The organism is Pseudomonas sp. Q2-TVG4-2 (genome assembly GCF_013620795.1).
Lineage (GTDB): Bacteria > Pseudomonadota > Gammaproteobacteria > Pseudomonadales > Pseudomonadaceae > Stutzerimonas.
The window spans coordinates 131592-151977 of the sequence record NZ_LGLW01000003.1 but is presented as its reverse complement, the minus strand read 5'-3'; the positions used below and the strand labels follow the sequence as shown (position 1 = coordinate 151977).

At 62.2% G+C, this 20386-nt stretch carries 21 protein-coding genes and 2 pseudogenes; 12 read left to right on the top strand and 11 right to left on the bottom strand.

What is annotated here, in order from left to right; all coding sequences use genetic code 11:
• The first annotated feature begins 50 nt into the window (after positions 1-50).
• Positions 51-824, top strand: a complete 774-nt coding sequence (locus H3028_RS07085) for an NRDE family protein (protein WP_181296337.1) — start codon at positions 51-53, stop codon at positions 822-824.
• Here the strand turns inward: H3028_RS07085 and ptsP are convergent.
• On the bottom strand, positions 821-3094 hold the full coding sequence (gene ptsP / locus H3028_RS07080; RefSeq protein ID WP_181296336.1) for a phosphoenolpyruvate--protein phosphotransferase: 2274 nt from the start codon (positions 3092-3094) through the stop codon (positions 821-823). The two genes, H3028_RS07085 and ptsP, sit on opposite strands and share 4 nt — an antisense overlap.
• Before the next feature lie 19 nt (positions 3095-3113).
• Complete coding sequence (locus tag H3028_RS07075; RefSeq protein ID WP_031310843.1) at positions 3114-3593, bottom strand: RNA pyrophosphohydrolase; 480 nt, start codon at positions 3591-3593, stop codon at positions 3114-3116.
• A 179-nt stretch (positions 3594-3772) separates the two neighbouring features.
• Between H3028_RS07075 and H3028_RS07070 the strand changes: the two genes are divergently transcribed.
• Positions 3773-4426: an HAD family phosphatase gene (locus H3028_RS07070; RefSeq protein WP_181296335.1), complete on the top strand. Its 654-nt coding sequence runs from the start codon at positions 3773-3775 to the stop codon at positions 4424-4426.
• On the opposite strand, the gene H3028_RS21065 is transcribed toward H3028_RS07070, so the two are convergent.
• The 3 genes from H3028_RS21065 to ilvA all read right to left on the bottom strand — a co-directional run bounded on the left by H3028_RS21065 (position 4423) and on the right by ilvA (position 6690).
• Positions 4423-4533 (bottom strand): DUF2269 domain-containing protein, encoded by a 111-nt coding sequence (locus tag H3028_RS21065; RefSeq protein WP_219919961.1) that lies wholly within the window; start codon positions 4531-4533, stop codon positions 4423-4425. The genes H3028_RS07070 and H3028_RS21065 overlap by 4 nt on opposite strands.
• A gap of 129 nt (positions 4534-4662) precedes the next feature.
• Complete coding sequence (locus H3028_RS07065) at positions 4663-5103, bottom strand: DUF2269 family protein (protein ID WP_181296334.1); 441 nt, start codon at positions 5101-5103, stop codon at positions 4663-4665.
• 72 nt (positions 5104-5175) lie between these two features.
• On the bottom strand, positions 5176-6690 hold the full coding sequence (ilvA, locus tag H3028_RS07060; protein ID WP_258237722.1) for a threonine ammonia-lyase, biosynthetic: 1515 nt from the start codon (positions 6688-6690) through the stop codon (positions 5176-5178).
• Positions 6691-6857: 167 nt separating this feature from the next.
• On the opposite strand from ilvA, the gene rpiA reads away from it, so the two are divergent.
• Entirely contained in the window at positions 6858-7529 is a 672-nt protein-coding gene (gene rpiA, locus H3028_RS07055; RefSeq protein ID WP_181296332.1) for a ribose-5-phosphate isomerase RpiA, read from the top strand.
• A gap of 34 nt (positions 7530-7563) precedes the next feature.
• Here the strand turns inward: rpiA and H3028_RS07045 are convergent.
• The 3 genes and pseudogenes from H3028_RS07045 to H3028_RS07035 form a co-directional block, all read right to left on the bottom strand.
• Positions 7564-8574, bottom strand: a pseudogene (locus H3028_RS07045) (SdiA-regulated domain-containing protein).
• A 104-nt stretch (positions 8575-8678) separates the two neighbouring features.
• On the bottom strand, positions 8679-9344 hold the full coding sequence (locus tag H3028_RS07040; protein WP_181296330.1) for a fumarylacetoacetate hydrolase family protein: 666 nt from the start codon (positions 9342-9344) through the stop codon (positions 8679-8681).
• A gap of 17 nt (positions 9345-9361) precedes the next feature.
• Entirely contained in the window at positions 9362-10756 is a 1395-nt protein-coding gene (locus H3028_RS07035; RefSeq protein WP_181296534.1) for an FAD-binding oxidoreductase, read from the bottom strand.
• Between the two features lie 200 nt (positions 10757-10956).
• Between H3028_RS07035 and serA the strand changes: the two genes are divergently transcribed.
• On the top strand, positions 10957-12186 hold the full coding sequence (gene serA / locus H3028_RS07030; protein ID WP_181296329.1) for a phosphoglycerate dehydrogenase: 1230 nt from the start codon (positions 10957-10959) through the stop codon (positions 12184-12186).
• A gap of 63 nt (positions 12187-12249) precedes the next feature.
• Here the strand turns inward: serA and H3028_RS07025 are convergent, their stop codons facing one another.
• The 3 genes from H3028_RS07025 to H3028_RS07015 all read right to left on the bottom strand — a co-directional run bounded on the left by H3028_RS07025 (position 12250) and on the right by H3028_RS07015 (position 14887).
• Positions 12250-12537, bottom strand: a complete 288-nt coding sequence (locus H3028_RS07025; protein ID WP_168422402.1) for a hypothetical protein — start codon at positions 12535-12537, stop codon at positions 12250-12252.
• Positions 12538-12661: 124 nt separating this feature from the next.
• Positions 12662-12976 (bottom strand): hypothetical protein, encoded by a 315-nt coding sequence (locus tag H3028_RS07020; protein ID WP_168422403.1) that lies wholly within the window; start codon positions 12974-12976, stop codon positions 12662-12664.
• Between the two features lie 210 nt (positions 12977-13186).
• Positions 13187-14887, bottom strand: a complete 1701-nt coding sequence (locus H3028_RS07015) for an OPT family oligopeptide transporter (protein ID WP_181296328.1) — start codon at positions 14885-14887, stop codon at positions 13187-13189.
• A gap of 280 nt (positions 14888-15167) precedes the next feature.
• On the opposite strand from H3028_RS07015, the gene H3028_RS07010 reads away from it, so the two are divergent.
• The 8 genes and pseudogenes from H3028_RS07010 (at position 15168) to H3028_RS06975 (ending at position 20379) form a co-directional block, all read left to right on the top strand.
• A complete protein-coding gene (locus H3028_RS07010; protein ID WP_181296533.1) occupies positions 15168-15752 on the top strand; it encodes a response regulator transcription factor in 585 nt (194 codons plus the stop codon).
• A complete protein-coding gene (locus tag H3028_RS07005; RefSeq protein WP_181296327.1) occupies positions 15740-16150 on the top strand; it encodes a CsgE family curli-type amyloid fiber assembly protein in 411 nt (136 codons plus the stop codon). Before H3028_RS07010 ends, H3028_RS07005 begins: the two co-directional genes overlap by 13 nt.
• Positions 16151-16270: 120 nt before the next feature.
• The gene (locus tag H3028_RS07000; RefSeq protein WP_181296326.1) at positions 16271-16759 is read left to right on the top strand and encodes a curli production assembly protein CsgB; all 489 of its coding nucleotides are present in this window, start codon (positions 16271-16273) and stop codon (positions 16757-16759) included.
• Between the two features lie 25 nt (positions 16760-16784).
• Positions 16785-17711, top strand: coding sequence for a hypothetical protein (locus H3028_RS06995; protein WP_181296325.1), 927 nt, complete (start codon positions 16785-16787; stop codon positions 17709-17711).
• Between the two features lie 46 nt (positions 17712-17757).
• Complete coding sequence (csgH, locus tag H3028_RS06990) at positions 17758-18204, top strand: curli-like amyloid fiber formation chaperone CsgH (protein WP_181296324.1); 447 nt, start codon at positions 17758-17760, stop codon at positions 18202-18204.
• Between the two features lie 194 nt (positions 18205-18398).
• Positions 18399-19409 carry an SDR family oxidoreductase gene (locus H3028_RS06985; protein ID WP_181296323.1) on the top strand — a complete coding sequence of 337 codons (1011 nt, stop codon included), beginning with the start codon at positions 18399-18401 and terminating at the stop codon, positions 19407-19409.
• Positions 19410-19483: 74 nt separating this feature from the next.
• A pseudogene (locus H3028_RS06980) lies at positions 19484-19684 on the top strand (hypothetical protein); the annotation flags it as partial.
• A gap of 341 nt (positions 19685-20025) precedes the next feature.
• Positions 20026-20379 carry a hypothetical protein gene (locus H3028_RS06975; protein ID WP_219919959.1) on the top strand — a complete coding sequence of 118 codons (354 nt, stop codon included), beginning with the start codon at positions 20026-20028 and terminating at the stop codon, positions 20377-20379.
• The last annotated feature ends 7 nt before the right edge of the window (positions 20380-20386 follow it).

Genomic DNA, 20386 nt, shown 5'->3' with positions numbered 1-20386 from the left:
GGCTGCTTGGCTTCAAGCTGCCGGCTTCGAGTTTCCAACTGAGCAGACCTATGTGCCTGATCGTATTCGCCTGGCGCCCGAGCCATGCGCTGCCATTGATTGTCGCGGCCAACCGTGACGAATTCCATGCGCGCCCGAGCCTGCCGTTGGGGATATGGGAGGACGCACCGCAGATCATCGCGGGACGCGACCTACAGGCAGGCGGCACCTGGCTTGGGGTTGGAGCGGCGGGCCGCTTCGCCGCGCTGACCAATATCCGTGCGCCCGGAGCGCCAGCCGGGGCGCGCTCTCGCGGTGAGCTTCCCGAGCGTTATTTGCGGGGTGAGTTGTCACCGCAAGCCTATCTGACCGAGCTGACCGGCCATCTCGAGCACTATTCGGGGTTCAATCTGCTGGTCGCCGATGCATGCGAGCTGTGGTATCTCAACTCAAGCACGGGCACGCCGGAACAGCTATCGGCCGGCATCTACGGCTTGTCCAACGCGGCATTGGACAGCCCCTGGCCGAAACTCCTGCGCACCCGCGCCGCGTTGCATAGTTGTATCGATGCGCCGGAAGCGGAGATGCTGCTGCAACTGTTGAGCGACCCGCAACCCGCAGCGGATGACGAGCTGCCCGATACTGGCGTGCCCCATGAATGGGAAAAGCGACTGTCGAGCGCGTTTATTGCAAGCGCCGACTACGGAACCCGCGCCAGCACCGCGCTGATCCGTCGTGCTGATGGCTCGACAGAGATTGTCGAGCGCCGCTTCGGCCCGGCTGGCGCGCTGGGCGACAGCCGCATCAGCCTGCCGCCGTTCAGCCAGCAGTCGACGTTGGGCTAGAGCGCCGCCGACGGGTTGACCATCCGATCCAGCCCGAGGTTGCGCAGGGTCAGCTGCACGGTGGCATGAATCACCTGCGGACTATCCATCACCATCACCTTGGTCAGCAGCTCGCGCGCCATGGTCGAGCTGATCTGGCGCAGCATCCACTTCACCTTCGGCAGGTTGGTAGCGTTCATCGACAGGCTGTCGAAACCCATCGCCAACAACAGAATGGCTGCACCGGGATCACCGGCCATCTCACCGCAGATACTCACCGGTTTGCCTTCGTCGTGCGCCTCGCGGACGACGCGTTGCAGTGCCTCAAGAACCGCCGGGTGCAGGTAGTCGTAGAGATCGGCCACACGCGGATTATTGCGATCGACCGCCAGCAGGTACTGGGTCAGGTCGTTCGAACCCACCGAAAGAAAATCCACCTGACGCGCCAGTTCGCGGGTCAGATAGACCGCTGCCGGCACCTCGATCATCACGCCTACCGGCGGCATCTCGACGTCGGTGCCTTCATCCCGCACCTCGCCCCAGGCGCGATGGATCAGATGCAAAGCTTCTTCCAGCTCGCGAGTGCCGGAGATCATCGGCAGGAGGATGCGCAGGTTGTTCAGCCCAGCACTGGCCTTGAGCATGGCGCGGGTCTGCAACAGGAAGATTTCGGGATGATCCAGGGTGACGCGGATGCCGCGCCAGCCAAGGAAGGGGTTTTCCTCCTTGATCGGGAAATACGGCAGGCTCTTGTCGCCGCCAATGTCCAGGCTGCGCATGGTCACCGGCAGCGGATGGAAGGCCTGCAGTTGTTCGCGATAGATCGCCATCTGCTCCTTCTCGCTGGGGAAGCGCTCCTTGATCATGAAGGGCACTTCGGTGCGATACAGACCGACGCCTTCGGCACCGCGCTCCTGCGCCCGCACCACATCGGCCAGCAGACCCGTGTTGACCCACAGCGGAATACGCACGCCATCGGTGGTTTCGCAGGGCAACTCGCGGAGGATATCCAGACCCTCGGAGAGCTGGCGCTCTTGTTCGGCCAGGACCAAGTATTGCTCACGCAGCACCTTGGCCGGATTGGTGATGATCTCGCCGCGCGTACCGTCGATGATCAGCTCGATGCCATCGACTTTCGAATACGGCAGATCGACCGCGCCCATCACCGTCGGAATGCCCATGGCGCGCGCCAGGATCGCCACGTGGGAGTTGCTCGAACCGAGCACCGAGATCATCCCGGCCAGCTTGCCTTCCGGCACCTCGCCGAGCATGGAGGGCGACAGCTCCTCGCTGACCAGAATGGTGTGGTCTGGATAAGTCAGGGTCTGCTGGCGAGCCTGCTGCAGGTAACCGAGCAGGCGACGACCAATATCCTTGACGTCCGAAGCACGCTCGCGCAGATAGGCGTCGTCCATCATCTCGAAGCGCCCGACGTGATCGCTGACCACCTGGCGTAAAGCGCCCTGAGCCCACTGGCCGGTACGGATGACCTTCGATACCTCGCCGCCAAGGGCGGAGTCGTCGAGCATCATCAGGTAGACGTCGAACAGCGCCCGTTCTTCCTTGCGCATCTGCGTAGCGAGCTTCTCCGACAGGGCACGCATGTCGGCACGCACGGCCTCGAGCGCGGTCTCGAACAGCTCGAGTTCGGCGGGAATATTATCGATTGCCTTATCCGGCACCACGTCCAGGTCAGCCGGCGGTAGGACAACCACGGCCGTACCCACGGCCGCGCCGGGCGCGCCGGGAATGCCGATGAAGCGAGTTTCCTGAATACCCTTGCCCTGCCGACCAAGGCCGCGGATCGAGCCGGTCGCTTCGGCATGGGCGATGACGCCGGCGAGCTGCGCGCTCATGGTCACCAGGAACGCCTCTTCGCCCTCGTCGAACAGCCGTTGCTCTTTCTGCTGGATGACCAGCACGCCCATCACGCGCCGATGGTGGATGATCGGCGCACCAAGGAATGAGGCGTAGCGCTCTTCACCGGTCTCAGCAAAGTAGCGATAGCGCGGGTGCTCTGAGGCATGTTCGAGATTGAGCGGTTCCTCGCGGGTTCCGACCAAACCGACCAGGCCCTCGTTGGGTGCCATACTGACCTTGCCGATGGCTTTCTTGTTCAAGCCTTCGGTGGCCATCAGGACAAACCGACCGGATTCGGGATCGAGCAGGTAGACCGAGCAGACATGGCTGGCCATGGCTTCTCTAACTCTCAGCACGATAATGCCCAACGCCGCCTTGAGGTCCTTGGCGGCATTCACTTCCTGGACGATCTTGCGCAGCGTGCCGAGCATGCTCAGGGGCTTTCTCCCGTCAGTCCCGCGCCAGGAGGCGCGGGGCGAGTTCTTTTAAGGCGCGACGATAGACCTCGCGCTTGAAGGTGACCACCTGGCCCAGCGGATACCAGTAGCTGACCCAGCGCCAGCCGTCGAATTCGGGCTTACCAGTCAGATCCATACGCACCCGATCCTCGGCGCCGGTCAGGCGCAGCAGAAACCACTTCTGTTTCTGGCCGATGCACAGCGGCTGGCTATGGGTACGCACCAGGCGTTGCGGCAGACGATAGCGCAACCAGCCTCGTGTGCAGGCGAGGATCTTCACATCCTGCTGCTCAAGCCCCACTTCTTCGTTGAGTTCGCGGTACAGCGCCTCTTCGGGTGTCTCGCGCGGATTGATACCGCCCTGCGGAAATTGCCACGCGTCCTGATTAATCCGTCGGGCCCATAGCACCTGCCCGGCATCATTGGTCAGGATGATGCCGACGTTGGGACGAAAACCATCGGAGTCGATCACGGCATACAACCTCGCAAACGCATGTCGCGGCATTGTTCCACAAAACGACGATAAGCAGAAAGCGCGCTGAGCGGCCATTGATCAACCGCTCAAGGACGCCGGACTACCGCCTTGCGGGTGCCATGTGCGGGGTAATCCCGCTATGCTTCGCCTCTTTTCATCGATCCGAGGAACGCAGCGTGCGCCTGGCTCTATTCGATCTCGACAACACCCTGCTGGCCGGTGACAGCGACCACGCCTGGGGCGAATTTCTCTGCCAGCGTGGCCTGGTCGACGCCGAGTCGTATCGCGCCCGCAACGATGCCTTCTACCAGGACTACCTCTCCGGGGAGCTGGATGTCGAGGCCTACCAGAACTTCTGTCAGGAACTGCTGGGCCGCAGCGATATGGCCCAGCTGCAGCAGTGGCACACCGAATTCATGCGTGACCACATCGAACCCATCATGCTGGCCAAGGGCGCAGCACTGGTGCGCCGGCATCATGAGGCCGGTGACCGGGTGGTGATCATCACAGCCACCAACCGTTTCATCACCGGGCCGATCGCCGCGCGGTTGGGCGTCGATACGCTGCTGGCCACCGAGTGCGAGATGCAAGACGGCCGCTACACCGGTCGTCTCACCGACGTGCCCTGCTTCCAGGAAGGCAAGGTCACGCGCATCGAGCGCTGGCTGCAGGAAAACGACCAGAGCCTCGACGACAGCTATTTCTACAGCGACTCGCGCAACGACCTGCCGCTGCTCGAACGGGTCAGCCATCCCGTCGCCGTCGACCCCGATCCAACCCTGCGCGAGATTGCCCAACAGCGCGGCTGGGACATCATCAGCCTGCGCTAGCTGCCCTTGCTGACCATCAGATAGAAGATGGCCCCGACGAAGAGGAAGGCCGGCCAGCCCAGCGCAAACCGCATGTTGCGCGGCGAAGTCGAACAGGGCGCGTGCATCAGCGTCCTGCATTCTGACGCTTGGCGCCTCGCCCTGAACGCGAGGTCGCGGTCAGCTGATGGCCTTCGTCCTACAACGCCCGCAGCAGATGCCGATGAAGCCGCTGGCACCCACCAGCAGGATGCGCATCAGACCGGCTTGGCTCCCATCAGCCCCATGATCGCAACGAGTATCAGCAGGATCAGACTAGCGTAGACCAGCGCGAAGCGCGGTAGCTTGGCAGGTGCAGGCGCATCACCCAGCCCCTGCCAGGCACGCAGGCGCCCACCCAGTAGCAGACCGAGCGGTACCAGCACGAGAAACAGCACCGAACTGGCCAGCAGCCACAGCTGGCCCAGCGGAAATCCGGCCAGATGCGCCAGCCACCAGCCCGTCAGCGGCAACAGCAACGCCAGAATCGCCAGCAAGGGAAGGGAGAACAAACGCGTACGCCGCAGCTTTTGCTGCAGCACGGCCGTATCGGCGCGACGCCAGGCCTTCCACAGCATGGCGATGTGGGCGATCAGCCCGAGCGTCAGGAGGATCGCCAGCGCAGCGTGTGCGACGTTCAACAGCTGATAGTGTTCCATTGTTCCCGCCAGAGCTCTGTTCGGTTAGTTGATTGGCGCTCGTCTGCTTGCAGCGACCACGGCTACACGGCGCTAGCCGAGAAACAGCTGGTAGGCCGGGTTGTCCGTTTCGTCCCAGTAGCGGTAGCCGATCTTGTCTAGCGCCGCCGGAAGCAGGTGACGGTCCTCGGCTGGCACCTGCAGACCCGCGACCACGCGGCCGTCGGCCGCACCATGGTTGCGGTAATGGAACATCGAGATGTTCCAGCGCCCGCCCAGATTATTGAGGAAGTTGAACAGCGCGCCGGGCCGCTCAGGAAACTCGAAGCGAAACACCACCTCGTCGCTGACGCCGGACGCGTGCCCGCCCACCATGTGACGCGTATGCAGCTTGGCCAGTTCATTGTCGGTCAGGTCGAGTACCGGGAAGCCCTGCGCGCGCAGGCTTTCGACGAGCGCCAGGCGCGGGTCGTTTTCCGGATGGGTCTGTACACCGACGAAGATGTGCGCCTCGCGATTCTGATGGTAGCGGTAGTTGAATTCGGTGATCTGGCGCTTGCCGATCGCCTCGCAGAATGCCTTGAAACTGCCCGGTTTCTCGGGAATGGTCACGGCGATGATCGCCTCGCGCTTCTCGCCCAGCTCGGCACGTTCAGCCACGTGGCGCAGCCGGTCGAAGTTGACGTTGGCACCCGAGTCGATGCCCACCAACACCTGATTGGCAACGCCGTCGCGCTCCACGTAACGCTTGATTCCGGCCACCGCCAGCGCCCCGGCCGGCTCGGTGATGGAACGGGTATCGTCGTAGATATCCTTGATCGCTGCGCAGATCTCATCGGTGCTGACGGTGATCACCTCGTCCACGTAGTCTTTGCAGACCTTGAAGCAGTGCTCACCTATCTGCGCCACCGCCACGCCATCGGCAAACAGCCCGACCTGCGACAGCACTACGCGTTCGCCAGCGGCCATGGCCTGTTGCAGGCAGTTGGAGTCGTCGGGCTCGACGCCGATGACCTTGGTCTCCGGGCGCAGGTACTTGATGTACGCCGCCACGCCCGCGATCAATCCGCCGCCGCCCACCGGGACGAACACTGCATCCAGCCGGCCTTGATGCTGACGAAGGATTTCCATCGCCACGGTGCCTTGCCCCGCGATCACATGCGGATCGTCGTACGGGTGGATGTAGACGTAGCCCTTTTCCTCGACCAGTTTCAGCGAGTAGGCCAGCGCCTCGGGGAACGCATCGCCGTGCAAGACGACCTTGCCGCCGCGGGCGCGCACGCCTTGTACTTTCAGCTCCGGCGTGGTGCGCGGCATGACGATGGTGGCCTTGATGCCCAGCTCGCGCGCCGCCAGCGCCAACCCTTGAGCATGGTTGCCGGCCGAGGCGGTGACCACACCACGCGACAGCTCCTCGGGAGAGAGCTGTGCCAGCTTGTTGTAGGCGCCGCGAATCTTGAAGGAAAACACCGGCTGCAGATCCTCGCGCTTGAGCAGAATCTGGTTGCCGAGCCGCTCGGAAAGCTGGCGTGCGGGCTGCAACGGGGTTTCGACGGCGACGTCGTAGACGCGCGAGGTGAGGATCTTCTTGACGTATTGTTCGAGCATCAGGCTTATCTTGGCGGGCATTGCGGGGCCAACGAGTCTACTCCGCTGGACACCCGTCGACCACTGACAATCGGGACGGGAACATCGGTACAGTGCCTATGCACAAGACCCACTGGTGAGGCGCCGCTATACTTTCGCCCTTGTCTTCTCAAGCCCGGACCCAAGCCATGACCCAAGATCAACTCAAGCAGGCAGTCGCCCAGGCCGCCGTCGACCTCATCGTCCCGCAGCTCACTGACCGCAGCATCGTCGGCGTCGGCACCGGTTCCACCGCCAACTTCTTCATCGACCTGCTGGCCAAGCACAAGGGCTTCTTCGATGGTGCGGTGGCCAGCTCCGATGCCACGGCAGAACGCCTGAAGGGTCATGGCATCCCTGTTTACGATCTGAATTCGGTGTCGGAACTCGAGTTCTACGTAGACGGCGCGGACGAAACCAACAGCCATCTGGAGCTGATCAAGGGCGGCGGCGCGGCGCTGACCCGGGAGAAGATCGTGGCAGCGGTAGCCAGGACCTTTATCTGTATCGCTGATGGCAGCAAGCTGGTCGAGCGCCTCGGCGAGTTCCCGCTGCCCGTCGAGGTCATGCCCATGGCTCGCAGTCATGTCGCGCGCGAACTGGTCAAGCTGGGCGGCGATCCGGTCTACCGTGACGGCGTGGTGACCGACAACGGCAACGTCATTCTAGACGTGCACAACCTGATGATCGGCTTCGCGCCGGACCTCGAAGCGCAGATCAACAATATCGTCGGCGTGGTCACCAATGGCCTGTTCGCCGCGCGCCCGGCCGACGTCCTGCTGCTGGGTACCAAAGACGGCGTGCAGACGCTCAAGCGCTGATTCCGGCGTTGCAACTGGCCAGCTCCCGGGTTGGCTAGTCGACTTTGCGAAACACATAGAACAGATTGGGCTCGCTGACCAGATCGAGCGTGCCGTCCGGCCCCATGGCGATGCCCGCTTGGCAGGTCGCGTGCTACCGGTGCCGTCTGAAGACATAGAAGCGGTTGGGCTCGGCAACCACATAGATGTTGCCCTCTCCGTCCATTGCCACGCCTTCGGCCTGATCGATGCCTTCCACCAAGCCGTTAAGGCCGTCAAACAGGCTGATGAAACTGCGCGGAGTGCCCTGCAGGTCCAGTTCGACCAACAGCCGCGACTCATCGGAAAGCATCAGGGTGTGACCGGTGCGCGGATCGATGGCCACCGAAGAGATATCGCGCACCAGCAATGGCTGATCGGGCAGCGTTTCAAGTGCGCCAGCCGCGCCGTCTTCACCGGGAAACGGCAGCTCGAACAAGCCCTGCGGATCGCGCTCCTTGGCCAATAACATGCGCCGGGTGTGCGGGTTCCAGGCCAGCCCCTCGAACCCTTTGTTGCCCGCATCATCGAAACCCAGGTCATAGGTGGCGAGGTCATCGAGATCAAGGCTCTCCACGCCAGACGCAAGCCGGAATACCGCAACCAGACGGCGACGCTCGTCAACGATCCCCAGTTGACCATCATCCAGGGCTTCGACTGCCTCCGGATCAGAGAATCCGGTCAGGGCAATACGCCGCAGCACCACGCCGCCAGGGGAGAACTCCACGAGCTGGGGGTTCTGACCGGTCACCGTGAACAGCGTGCCGGTTGCTGCGTTCCAGGTCAGCCCTGATGTTTCATCTTCCTCCAGGCCGACCAAGGTGGTTTGCAGCACCAGCTCGTAGTCCGGCAACCATATACTCTCGGCGCGCTGCTCGGCGTCAATGGATTGCTCCTGCCAGTAGAGCTTCAGCTGGTCGTCCCAATGCAGCAGCCAGCCCGCCAGCATCGCTGTCACAACGGCGAGACACAACACGGCGTAGAGAAAAAAGCGCAGGCGGGATGATCGAGCAGCGGTGTCAGGCATGGAGGTCAGCCCCAGGGAAGGCCTTTAATTACAGCATGACCTTCAACGGCGAGGATACGCAGGAGACAGGCTGGACACGCCAAAACGTACCCGGCCCGGGCCGCTCAGAGCACGCGACTCTCGAAGCGAGACAGTCCGACCAGCTCCAGCACCAGCTGATCGCCCTGATTCAGTGGGCCGACTCCGACCGGTGTACCGGTCAGCACTACGTCGCCCGGCTGAAGGCTGAAGTGGCCGGCAATGTGCTGCAGCAGCGGCAGGATGGCATTGAGCATCTGGCTGCTGTTGCCGTCCTGACGAAGCTCGCCGTTGATCGTCAGACGAACGCCGATCTCGTTCAGATCACTCACCGCATCGCCAGGCACGAACGGTGCCAGCACACAGGCACCGTCGAAACTCTTGGCAATTTCCCAGGGATGGCCCTTTTCCTTCAGCTTGGCCTGCACGTCACGCAAGGTCAGGTCCAGCGCCGGGGCGAAGCCGGAAATCGCATCGCGTACTTCCTCCTCGTTCGGCTTACGTGACAGCGGCTTGCCGATCAGCACGGCGATTTCGGCCTCGTAATGCACCGCGCCGCGGTCGGTCGGAATGCTGAAGCCACTGTCCAGCGGCACCGTGCAGCTACCGGCCTTGATGAACAGCAGTGGCTCGGCCGGCACCGGGTTGTTCAGCTCCTTGGCGTGCTCGGCGTAGTTGCGGCCGATACAGACCACCTTGCCCAGCGGGTAATGGATAGTGGTGCCGTCGGTGTACTGGTGCTTGTAGGTCATGGAGAGTTCCTGTCTGTTCAAACAGCGAAGATCTTGCCCGGGTTCATGATGCCGTTCGGGTCGAACGCCGCCTTGATCGCTTTCATGTAGGCGATTTCGGCCTCCGAACGGCTATAGGTCAGGTAGTCGCGCTTGGTCATGCCGACGCCGTGCTCGGCGGAGATGGAACCGTTGTACTTCTCGACCGTCTCGAACACCCACTTGTTGACCGATGCGCACTTGTCGAAGAACTCGTCCTTGGACAGCGCATCGGGCTTGAGGATGTTCAGGTGCAGGTTGCCGTCGCCGATGTGGCCGTACCAGAGCACTTCGAAATCTGGATAGTTGCTGGTGACGATGGCGTCGATGTCGGCGAGAAACGCCGGCACCTTGGAAACGGTCACCGAGATATCGTTCTTGTACGGCGTCCAGTGCGAGATGGTTTCGGAGATGTATTCGCGCAGCTTCCACAGATTCTGCAGCTGCTGCTCGCTCTGGCTCATCACCCCATCGACTACCCAACCTTCGTTGACGCAATGCTCGAAGGTCGCCAGGGCCTGCTCGGCACGCTCTTCGGTGGTGGCCTCGAACTCCAGCAGCGCATAGAACGGCGTACGGGCCTCGAAGGGCGCGGGAATATCGCCGCGGCCGAGAATCTTGTCCAGGCACCTGTCGGAGAAAAACTCGAAGGCGGTCAGGTCCAGCTTGTCCTGAAAGGCATGCAGCACCGGCATGATCGACTCGAAGTCCGGCGTACCCAGCACCATCGCGGTGAGATTGGTCGGCTGGCGCTCCAGGCGCATGGTGGCCTCGACGACGAAGCCCAGTGTGCCCTCAGCGCCGATGAACAGCTGGCGCAGGTCATAACCGGTGGCGTTCTTGATCAGGTCCTTGTTCAGTTCGAGCAGATCACCCTTGCCGGTGACGACCTTCAAACCGGCCACCCAGTTGCGGGTCATGCCGTAGCGAATCACCTTGATGCCGCCGGCGTTGGTACCGATGTTGCCGCCAATCTGGCTGGAGCCGGCCGAAGCGAAGTCCACCGGATAGTAGAGGCCTTTGTCCTCGGCGAACTGCTGCAGCTGTGCGGTGATCACGCCCGGCTGGCAGACCGCGGTGCGATCCATCTCGTCGAAGGCGAGGATCTGATTCATGTAATCGAAGGAGACGACCACCTCACCGTTGGCCGCCACGGCCGCAGCGGAGAGGCCGGTACGTCCGCCCGACGGCACCAGCGCGACCTTGCGTTCGTTGGCCCAACGAACGATGGCCTGCACCTGTTCGATGGTCTTCGGGAACACAATGGCCGAGGGTGCCGGAGCGAAATGCTTGGTCCAATCCTTGCCGTAGGCATTCAGCGAATCGGCATCGGTCAGCACCTTGCCAGGCTCGACCAGGGTCGTCAGCTCATCGATCAGGGCAGCATCGGTCATCATGGGAACTCTCATTCGATTCATGGTCACCCTGAGTACGCTTCAGCTCAGGACATAGGGTGTTTCGAGGGGCCCGTATGCTAGCATACGGGCCCCTTTGAAACGTGCCTCGGCAGACTTCCCGACACCGTATCTACCCGGTTCGGCCAGCCTTTGCTGGACACATCAGTCCTCTTTTCCGGCCTAAAGGTTTTACGCAGATGAGCCAGACCTCTCTCGACAAGAGCAAGATACGTTTCCTTCTCCTTGAAGGCGTCCACCAAACCGCCGTGGATACCCTCAAGGCTGCCGGGTACTCGAACATCGAGTACCTGACGGGTTCGCTGCCCGAAGCCGAACTGAAGGAAAAGATCGCCGATGCGCATTTCATCGGTATCCGTTCCCGGACCCAGCTCACCGAGAGCGTCTTTGACGCCGCGAACAAGCTCATCGCCGTCGGCTGCTTCTGCATCGGCACCAACCAGGTCAACCTCAATGCCGCCCGCGAGCGCGGTATCGCGGTATTCAATGCGCCCTACTCCAACACCCGCTCGGTAGCCGAACTGGTCTTGGCCGAAGCCATTTTGCTGCTGCGCGGCATCCCCGAGAAGAACGCCTCCTGCCATCGCGGCGGCTGGATCAAGTCGGCGGCCAATTCGTTCGAGATCCGCGGCAAGAAGCTCGGCATCATCGGGTACGGTTCCATCGGCACGCAGCTGTCCGTGCTCGCCGAAGGTCTGGGCATGCAGGTGTTCTTCTACGACGTGGTCACCAAACTACCGCTGGGCAACGCCCAACAGATCGGCTCTCTGCATGAACTGCTCGGCATGTGCGACATCGTCACCCTGCACGTGCCGGAAACCCCGGCCACCCAGATGATGATGGGCGAAGACGAGATCCGCGCGATCAAGCAGGGCGGCATCCTCATCAACGCGGCCCGCGGCACCGTGGTGGATCTTCAGGCCCTGGCCAACGCAATCAAGGGCAAGCACCTGATCGGCGCGGCGATCGACGTATTCCCGGTCGAGCCACGCTCTAACGACGAAGAGTTCGAAAGCCCGCTGCGTGGCCTGGATAATGTCATTCTCACGCCGCACATCGGCGGCTCCACCGCAGAGGCCCAGGCCAACATTGGCCTGGAAGTCGCCGAAAAGCTGGTCAAGTACAGCGATAACGGCACCTCGGTGTCTTCGGTCAACTTCCCAGAAGTGGCGCTGCCATCGCATCCCGGCAAGCATCGCCTGCTGCACATCCACCAGAACATCCCTGGCGTGATGAGCGAGATCAACCGTGTTTTCGCCGAGAATGGCATCAACATCGCCGGTCAGTTCTTGCAGACCAACGAGGAAGTCGGCTACGTCGTGATCGACGTCGATGCAGAATACTCCGACCTGGCCCTGGAAAAGCTCCAGCAGGTCAAGGGCACCATCCGCAGCCGCGTACTGTTCTAAGCAGAACGTTGTTCTCAAAAAAGGGAGGCCTCGGCCTCCCTTTTTTTTGCCATCCCGCGACGCTCAGCTGGCCGGCGCGGGATTGCCGCTGGCTTCACTGCCACGACGCTCTGGATCCGGCTTAGGCCGGCGCTCGATCGGCTCGGCCGGTGGTATCTCAGGCGGCGCCTCGAGCGTGGGTGGGCGTGGCTGACGCTGGCTATCATCCCGGTCGATGATTTCTTGTCGTGGCTCGCGATTGTCCAACGGGTGCTCCCTGCTTTTTTCCGGCAAGGTCGGCCCGGTGCCGGTCGCGAGTGCGGCGGAAGCCAATGCCAGGCTTGCTACAAAAAACGGTAGACGCAGGTCCATAGCTCACTCCTGAAGAGGCAGCTCGATGGCCTTACGCAACAACATCGACCATGCGTCTGGGCGTCAGGGCTGCCGCAAAAAAGCCCCAGCCAGAGACCGGGGCTTTCATCTGGCTGTGGCCGTATCAGTTACCCGTGCCGCCAGAGCCGCCGGTACCACTTCCAGCGCCTGAACCGGTCGCGCTGTTGCCAGTGCCGGTCGTGTTGCCCACGCTGGTCCCGGTACCAGTGCCGGGTCCTGCTTCCTCGCCGCTTTCGGTAGTGGTGCCCGCACCGGTGGTCAGGCCCGAGCGGTTGGTGTCATCGGTGGTTGTGCCATCCATCGACTCATGCTTGGTTTCGCCGCTGGTGGCACTGTCCATATCGGTGGTGCCCGCTGCGAAGACACCCGTGGACATCAGACCGGCTAGAGTCAAAGCAGCTAGTTTATTCGTTTGCATGTGCGCTCTCCTTTTTCCATGGGGTACCTCTAATCCGGCAGCGGCCAGGCGCAGGGGTTGCATCGAGCGCATTACAAATTCTTTCTTGAACGGCGAAAGGCCACGCCAGACCGGCCGCCGCGAGCGACCATTTGTCGGCGATCACCACGTGTTACCACTCGTCGCTCTGGCGATCGTATCGGACAGCCGCCATGCGGCATCGCTAGCGTCTCAGCGAAGCAGCTGCGCCAATGAAATGCCAACCCCGGCCATGCTCTCGCCTGCCACCAGCCCCGCCGCCGCGACGATGACGAAGCGCTCGGCGAGACTGCCCCAGCGCGCAGCGAACAGCCAGGCCAGCAGCGCACCGAACGTCATCATCAGGGAGATCGAGGCCGGAATGATGAAGGCCAGCCCCAGCGCCGCGGAGCTCGGCAACCAGCGCAACCGCCAGACCGGCAGTAGCCCTTCGAGCGTACCCAGCAGCACCCCGGCGAGCGCACCAGCACCGATCGCCCAGCGAACGTCAGTGCCGATCGAGTCCAGCCCCTCCGTCAGCGCCTCGGCCACGGCCTTCCAGGTGGCCACCGCCGGTGCGGGCCATTCAGCGGTGATCAGCATCGTCTGCGGGTCGGGAATCAACAGCTGGTAGATAAACACCCCGACCAGGCTGCCAACCAGTATGCCCAGGCATTGCGCGACCACCTGACGCGACGGCGTCGCACCGATGGCGTGCCCGACCTTGAAGTCATTGAGCAGGTCGGTGCACTGCCCCGCCGCACCGCCAGCAGTGTTGGCACTCATCAGATTGATCGCCACCTGGCCGGGTGCGATGGCGCCGAAACTCAGTTGCGACAACTGACCGATGGCACCGATCGGTGGGATGCCGGTGGCACCAACCACACGCGCCGCCACCATCGCCAGCAGCAATGCCAGGGGAATCGACAATGCCGCCAGCAGCGGATGGATGTCGAACAGCGACACCTGCATCAATACAACCAGTACCGATGCCGAGGCCAGCCCGAGCAACGGCCGCGCCGCAGGTCGACGTAGCCGCAAGCGGCGCTGCGAGTCCTCTCGTTGCGCCCGCAACAAACGCAACCCGAGCGAGGTCAGCGTGGCGCACACCATCAGGCTCACGCCGGGCCACAGCAGCCACTCGATCAACAGCGCGAACTGCGGGCCACTGGCATCAACCGGCATGCTCACCAGTCCTTCGGCAATCAGCCAGGGCGCGAGCAGCCCCCAGGCCAGAACGGCGCCGAGCAACAGCGACAGACCGACCCGTAGGCCGATGATGCCGCCGAAACCCAGCAGCAGCAGCGACGGCTCGAAACTAAAGGTGAGCCGCTCCAGCTGCGCACTTGGCGCCCAGCGTGGCAACGTCCACAGCAGACTGTCGATCAGCTTGCCCAACGCCGCTAGCACTGCGGCAGCGCCGAGGACTATCAACCGTCTGGTCGCTTCCGCGCCGTGGCTGTAGATCTGCTGCATGGTCGCCAGGGTCGCCATGCCCTCGGGAAAGCGCAGTTGCGCCTCGACGATCAGCGATGGGCGCAGATACCAGGCCACCCAGATACCGAGAAAGCTCACCGAGAACACCCAGGCGGTCAGGGGCAACGCATCCAGCTGCTGCCCGGTGATCAACGTATAGGCGGGAATCGGCGCCACCAGACCGCTGGAAATGATCGAGGCAGCGGACGAGGCGGCGGTCTGGTTGATATTGCTTTCATGCAGCGACCAGACCGGCCAGCGAAAGACTCGCGCCAGACTCTGCCAGATGGCGAAACCGACCAGCAGCGCAATGATCGACATGTTGAATGACCAGCCGATCTTCAATCCCGAGTAGATATTCGAAGGGGTCAGCAGGGCTCCGAGCAGCAAGCCGGTGAGCAACGCGCGGAGTGTAAGTTCGCGTGGGGGTCTGCTCATGCCGGCTCCATCGTATGGGTGATTGACTCACCTTAGCCCATTCGGTCCACAGGAAGCTTTTCTCAACCGCCCGTCGGGTTCTCTTCATTCCAGCGCAGATCGCCGCTCAATCGCAGCCTGGATGCTGAACTTCATCATTTTGCTCCGGTCGTTTAGTAACTTTTCTACGCGGCACAACGGCACCCAAGACCAAGGATTGAACATGGACGAAGCGGATTTCACTCACCAGGACCGTAACCAGCCTAGCGTTACCCTGCTCACCGGAAATGAACTTCTGGGACTGTTCTTCAAACATTTTCTTGGCGAGCAGGCTCAACTGGACGTCGCCCTGGCGCGGCTAGAGGAAACGGCCAGAACGACCACCGATCTTTATCTGGTCGATGCAGGCAACAGCCAGACCGAACAACTTTCCACGCTTCTCGATCAGCTCAACGAGCAGACGCCCGTGGCGCTGGTCAACATCGCCCCGGAGCAGGCCGAACAGCTGGTGGACAAGCACCCCGGAATTCGTGGCGTGTTCTACAGCCACGCCACCCGTGAGCACCTGCTCGATGGCATCCAGGTACTGCTCGACGGCGGCGATTGGCTACCGCGCGTCCTGACAGAACGCCTGCTCAGCCAGTGGCGGCGAATGCGTCAGCTGGCTGGCAGCAAGCCATCGCTGACGCTGCGCGAGCGTGAAATTCTCAGCCTGGCCGGCAAGGGCCTGTCCAACGCCGAGATCGCCGAGCAGCTCTGCTTGAGCCCGCACACCATCAAGAGCCACATCCACAACCTGTTGCGCAAGATTGGCGCCTCCAACCGTGCCGAAGCAGCGTTCCTTCTGCGTGGCCGGCTGGATTGGTCCGAGTCGTGTCACGCCTGACGCTCGGCCTGTTACTGCTCGTCCTGCTCAGCCCACTGCAGGCGCAGGAGGCATCGGAACAGGCGGAGCGCGAGGCAGAACTGAGCGGGCTGATCATCGATAACACCATCACCCGCTTCGGGCACGACTTTCACCGCTACCTGAGCTTCCAGCTGCAAGACGCCAGGGAGCTTGAAAATGACCTGGTGGTGCGCGAACGGCCTTCAGCGCGCTGGGGCAGTCTGGTCTGGGTGGAGTATGGCCAGCGCACCGTCTACCGCCGCTTCCTGCAACCCAACGTCGCCGAAATCGAGGCGATTGCCACGCAAGCGGCGCAGCTCATCCTGGAAGAGATCAACCGCAGCAAGCTGCAAAATCTGCTTCAGGACACCTTCGACATGGATCGCGATGAGCTGTAACCAGCGCCTGGCAGACTTAATTCGCTCCGCTCATCGCGAAGCGGTTGTTTTGCACCGTTCGATGGATGTTCACCGCCTCGTCACCCGTCAAGAATCCAAGCACTACTCCGAGGTGCCTGCATGGATCGTATAGCGCTGTTCCGCCGCGGCTTGTTCGCCGCCCTTCTGCTCGCTTCCCACGCCTCGCTTCAAGCGGCCGACCTGCTGGACAACGCCGACCTAGCCGAGGGCTCGCTCAACCTTGGCAACCCCGCGGCGCTCGCCCTGCAACTTCCCGACGGCCAGACCGCGCAGGTGCTGCAACAAGGCAGCGACAATCTGGCCGACCTCAGCCAGATCGGCGAAAACCAACTTTCCAGCATCATTCAGCAGGGCAGCGATCAGCAGGCCTTCATCCTCCAACAGGGTGATAACCAGCTCGCCAGCATCCTTCAGATCGGCCAGGGCAACATAGCCGACATCAGCCAGATCGGCAGCGATAACCAGGCCGCCATCGCCCAGGTGGGTGCCAACAACAACGCCAGCATCGAACAGCTCGGCAGTGGCTTGAGCAGCACCGTCATTCAGTACGGAAGCGACCAGCGCATACAAATTGTCCAACACCGATAAAACAATAAAGAAAAAGGAATTTGCCATGCGCAGCAAGTTGGCCCCCGTCGCACTCACCTTCCTGTTGGCCGTTGCCAGCGATCTGCATGCCGACAACAGGCTACGGATCGAACAAACCGGCACCGACAACATCGCCACCGCCGAGCAGACCGGCGTGCTTCACGAGGCCCTGATCCGGCAGAACGGCACCGGTAACACGGGCTCGGTCTATCAGTTCGCCGAATCGAACCTGGCGACCCTCGTACAGATCGGCAGCGACAACGAAGCCTCTGTCTATCAAGGACCTGAAAGCCATTTCGGTACCGCAAGCGTTTATCAGCAGGGCACCGGCAACCGCGCTAAGGTCGAGCAGACCTGGTATGCCAACGAGCTGCAGACCAGTAGCGTTGGAGACCGCAACTACATTTCCGCCACGCAACAGGGCTTCGCCCAGGCCGAGGCGTATCAGATCGGTAACGACAACTCGGTGACCCTGACCCAGGACGGCCTCTACCACGGTACGCAAACGGCCGTTTACCAAGTCGGTGACGAGAACCTGGCCTCCATCGATCAGGGCGATGCCGGGCGGATATCCCTCGCCCAGAACGGCAACCTGAACAGTGCACAGATCGCGCAGAACACACTGTTCGGTGAGGTCACGTTCAATCAGGTCGGCGATAGCAACCTGTTAGCCGTCGAGCAGAGCGGGCGAGGCAACGAATTCAGAGGCTCGTCGGTTGGGAATGACAACAGCGTCGAACTGGTGCAGTGGTTCGATGGCAACCGGGCCAGCATCGTGCAAAACGGCGACGGCAACCTGGCCGACGTTCGCCAACTGGCCGAATACAACGAGGCTCGCGTCAGCCAGATGGGTTCGGCCAACCAGGCCTTCATCATGCAGAGCGCCGCAGGGATGAACGCGGTGATCCAGCAGTCGGGCACTGGCAACGTGGCGACCGTCAACCAGCGCTAGACAGATAGCTGGCGCACTTACACGGGGCCTATGGGAGATGCTGACAATGACCCTTGCTTCCTGGCTTCTCGCAGCCGCTCCCGCAATGGTTGAGGCACAGCTCGAGCTGATCGCCGAAGGCCAGGACCACCTGGCGCTGCGGCTATGCGTCAGTAGCCCGCAGGCGCACCAGGTCGAGTATCGATTAGAGGTCGCCACAACTGGCGCGGCCGGCACCAGTCGAACGCGCCAGTCCGGCAAGCTGACCAGCCGCAGCGACAACCAATGCCCGATCAACAACCGCCTCGGCCTCTCGGCCAACGGCCGCGTTGACGCAACCTTGGACTGGTGGGTCGATGGTCAGGCGCAGCCCAGGCTTCAGCGCAGCCATCCGCCCGCGCAACCCACCGGCCCTACCCCGCCGCCGCCATCCCCGCCACAGGATGAACTGCACGAAGCCGAAGGGCTGGTGGCATCCGCTCATCAAACGCCAGGCCAGCCTCTCCGTCGCTAGCCGTAGCGGCTTGCGGCGTCCCAGACTGAGCATTGGACGAAACGGACGTCCCCGATTAGCGCCCTCCGAGTAGCCCCGCGCAGGCGAAACCAACAATCGGTCGTCCACGCCATCCATCGCCTACCTGGGAACCGCAAGCGGGGCTGAGGCTTCTACCAAACCAACCCCTGCCGGTTAGCCGAGGAGAAGCCCCGATGCGTATTTCGCTGAAGCCCTTGCACGAACAAGTCATCGTCATCACCGGCGCGTCGAGCGGCATCGGCCTAGCCACCGCCAGCCTGGCTGTCGAGCACGGTGCCCGCGTCGTGCTGGTTGCACGCAACGAGGTGACCTTGGCGGATATAGAGCGCGACCTCAACGCCAGTGATCGCGTGCTGCACGTAATGGCCGATGTCGGGCAGCGCGAGCAGCTCGAACGCGTCGCCAGCGAGACCATCACGCGTTTCGGCGGCTTCGACACCTGGATCAACAACGCCGGCAGCTCCGTCTGGGGACGTTTCGACGAAGTCAGCGATGAGGACCATCAGCAGGTCATGCAGACCAACTTCTGGGGCACCCACTACGGCTCTTCCATCGCTGTGAGACATCTGCGTGACAAAGGCGGTGCGCTGATCAACGTCGGCAGCGTCGAGTCCGCCAATGCCCTGCCCTTTCATAGCAGCTACAGCGCCAGCAAGCACGCGATCAAGGCGATGACCGATGTGTTGCGGGTCGAGCTGCAGAAATCCCGCACGCCTGTTTCCGTGACGCTGGTACGGCCGTCTTCAACCGATACCCAGTTCATGGACCACTCGAAGAACTACCTGCCCAGCGCCCCAGTGTTTCCCCCACCGGTCTATGCGCCAGAGGTGGTTGCCCGGGCAATTCTGCACGCCGCTGAGCATCCCCAACGCGACGTCTATATCGGCAACGCCAAGCTGCTGTCGAAGCTGGCCCAGAATGCCCCGCGTCTGGCCGATTGGGTCAACCGCACCTTCGTTTATGACGCTATCCAGAGCGGGCGACCGGACCGCCATCCACGCGGCGCGCTCTATGCCGGTGATGTTGGCGCGGCCGGTGACGGCAAAACCAGCGGCGACTACCCCGGCAGGGTGCTGACGCGCAGCCTCTATGCCCGCGCTACGCAACACCCGGTTGCGACCACGGCCGCCGTGGCGGTAGGGGCGGCGGCACTGGTTGCTCTATTGGGGCGGCGAGGTCGCTAACCGGTAGGACAGTGCATCGGTCTTACGATTGCCAAGTGACGCTCTCGAGAGCTACAGCGGCGAGCTTATCTGGAGCAACGCTGATCGGCACCATCGAGAGCGCCGCTCTCGGCTATCCGCCTAGCGACAAGGTACTCAGCATCTCAGCCATGGCGTTTTGGACCCTGACGCCGAGCGGGCAGATCTGCGGCATCTGCACCATGTTCGACATGGAAAGCTTCCGCTCCCAGCTGGGGCTGGCGACACGCACCTATGCCGAGACAGCCCTGCCCTGAGAGCAGCGGGTTTTCCAGGCGTGCGCTCCATCCGCCAATTCGGCGCCCTGACGCAAAAAAACGCCACGGAAAGCCTACCTGACGAACAAGGCTGCGACCTCGAACCCCGCCAGGGCCTACCTTACGCAACAACAAACGACGGTCAGGAGGCGACTGCCGCATTACTTATTGCTATCACGTTAATTGTTTATTTCAATTTCCAACCAGACGGTAATTGTCGGTGGACATCCAAAAATCAGTTATCACGACGGTCGATTAACACTATCGATACGTTCGCGTTTGTCCTTGTAGTTCTCGTCCGTAGCATAGGCTCCGTACCCAACTCGTACCGAGGACACATTATGAAAACCTTACTTGCAAGTTTGATTCTGGCTAGCGCCGCCTCCACTGCCCTCGCCGTTCCGCCGAGCCATCCACAACCCCTACTGGGCGAGGCGCAAGGTAGCGACACCGTGCGCGAACACGTCCTGATCGACCGCACCCTGGCGGAGAACGGCGCTGAGCGCACACCGCTGGGCGAACGGCTGGCTGAGGATGGATTCGACCTAACTCCGCTTGGCGAACAGCTGGCCGAGGATGGCTTCGATCTGACGCCACAGGCCGACCGGCTAGCGGATGACGGTTTCGACCGTACACCGCTGGGGCAGATGCTCGCCGAGAATGGAAGTGACCGAACCCACTTGGGTCGGACATGAAATAACC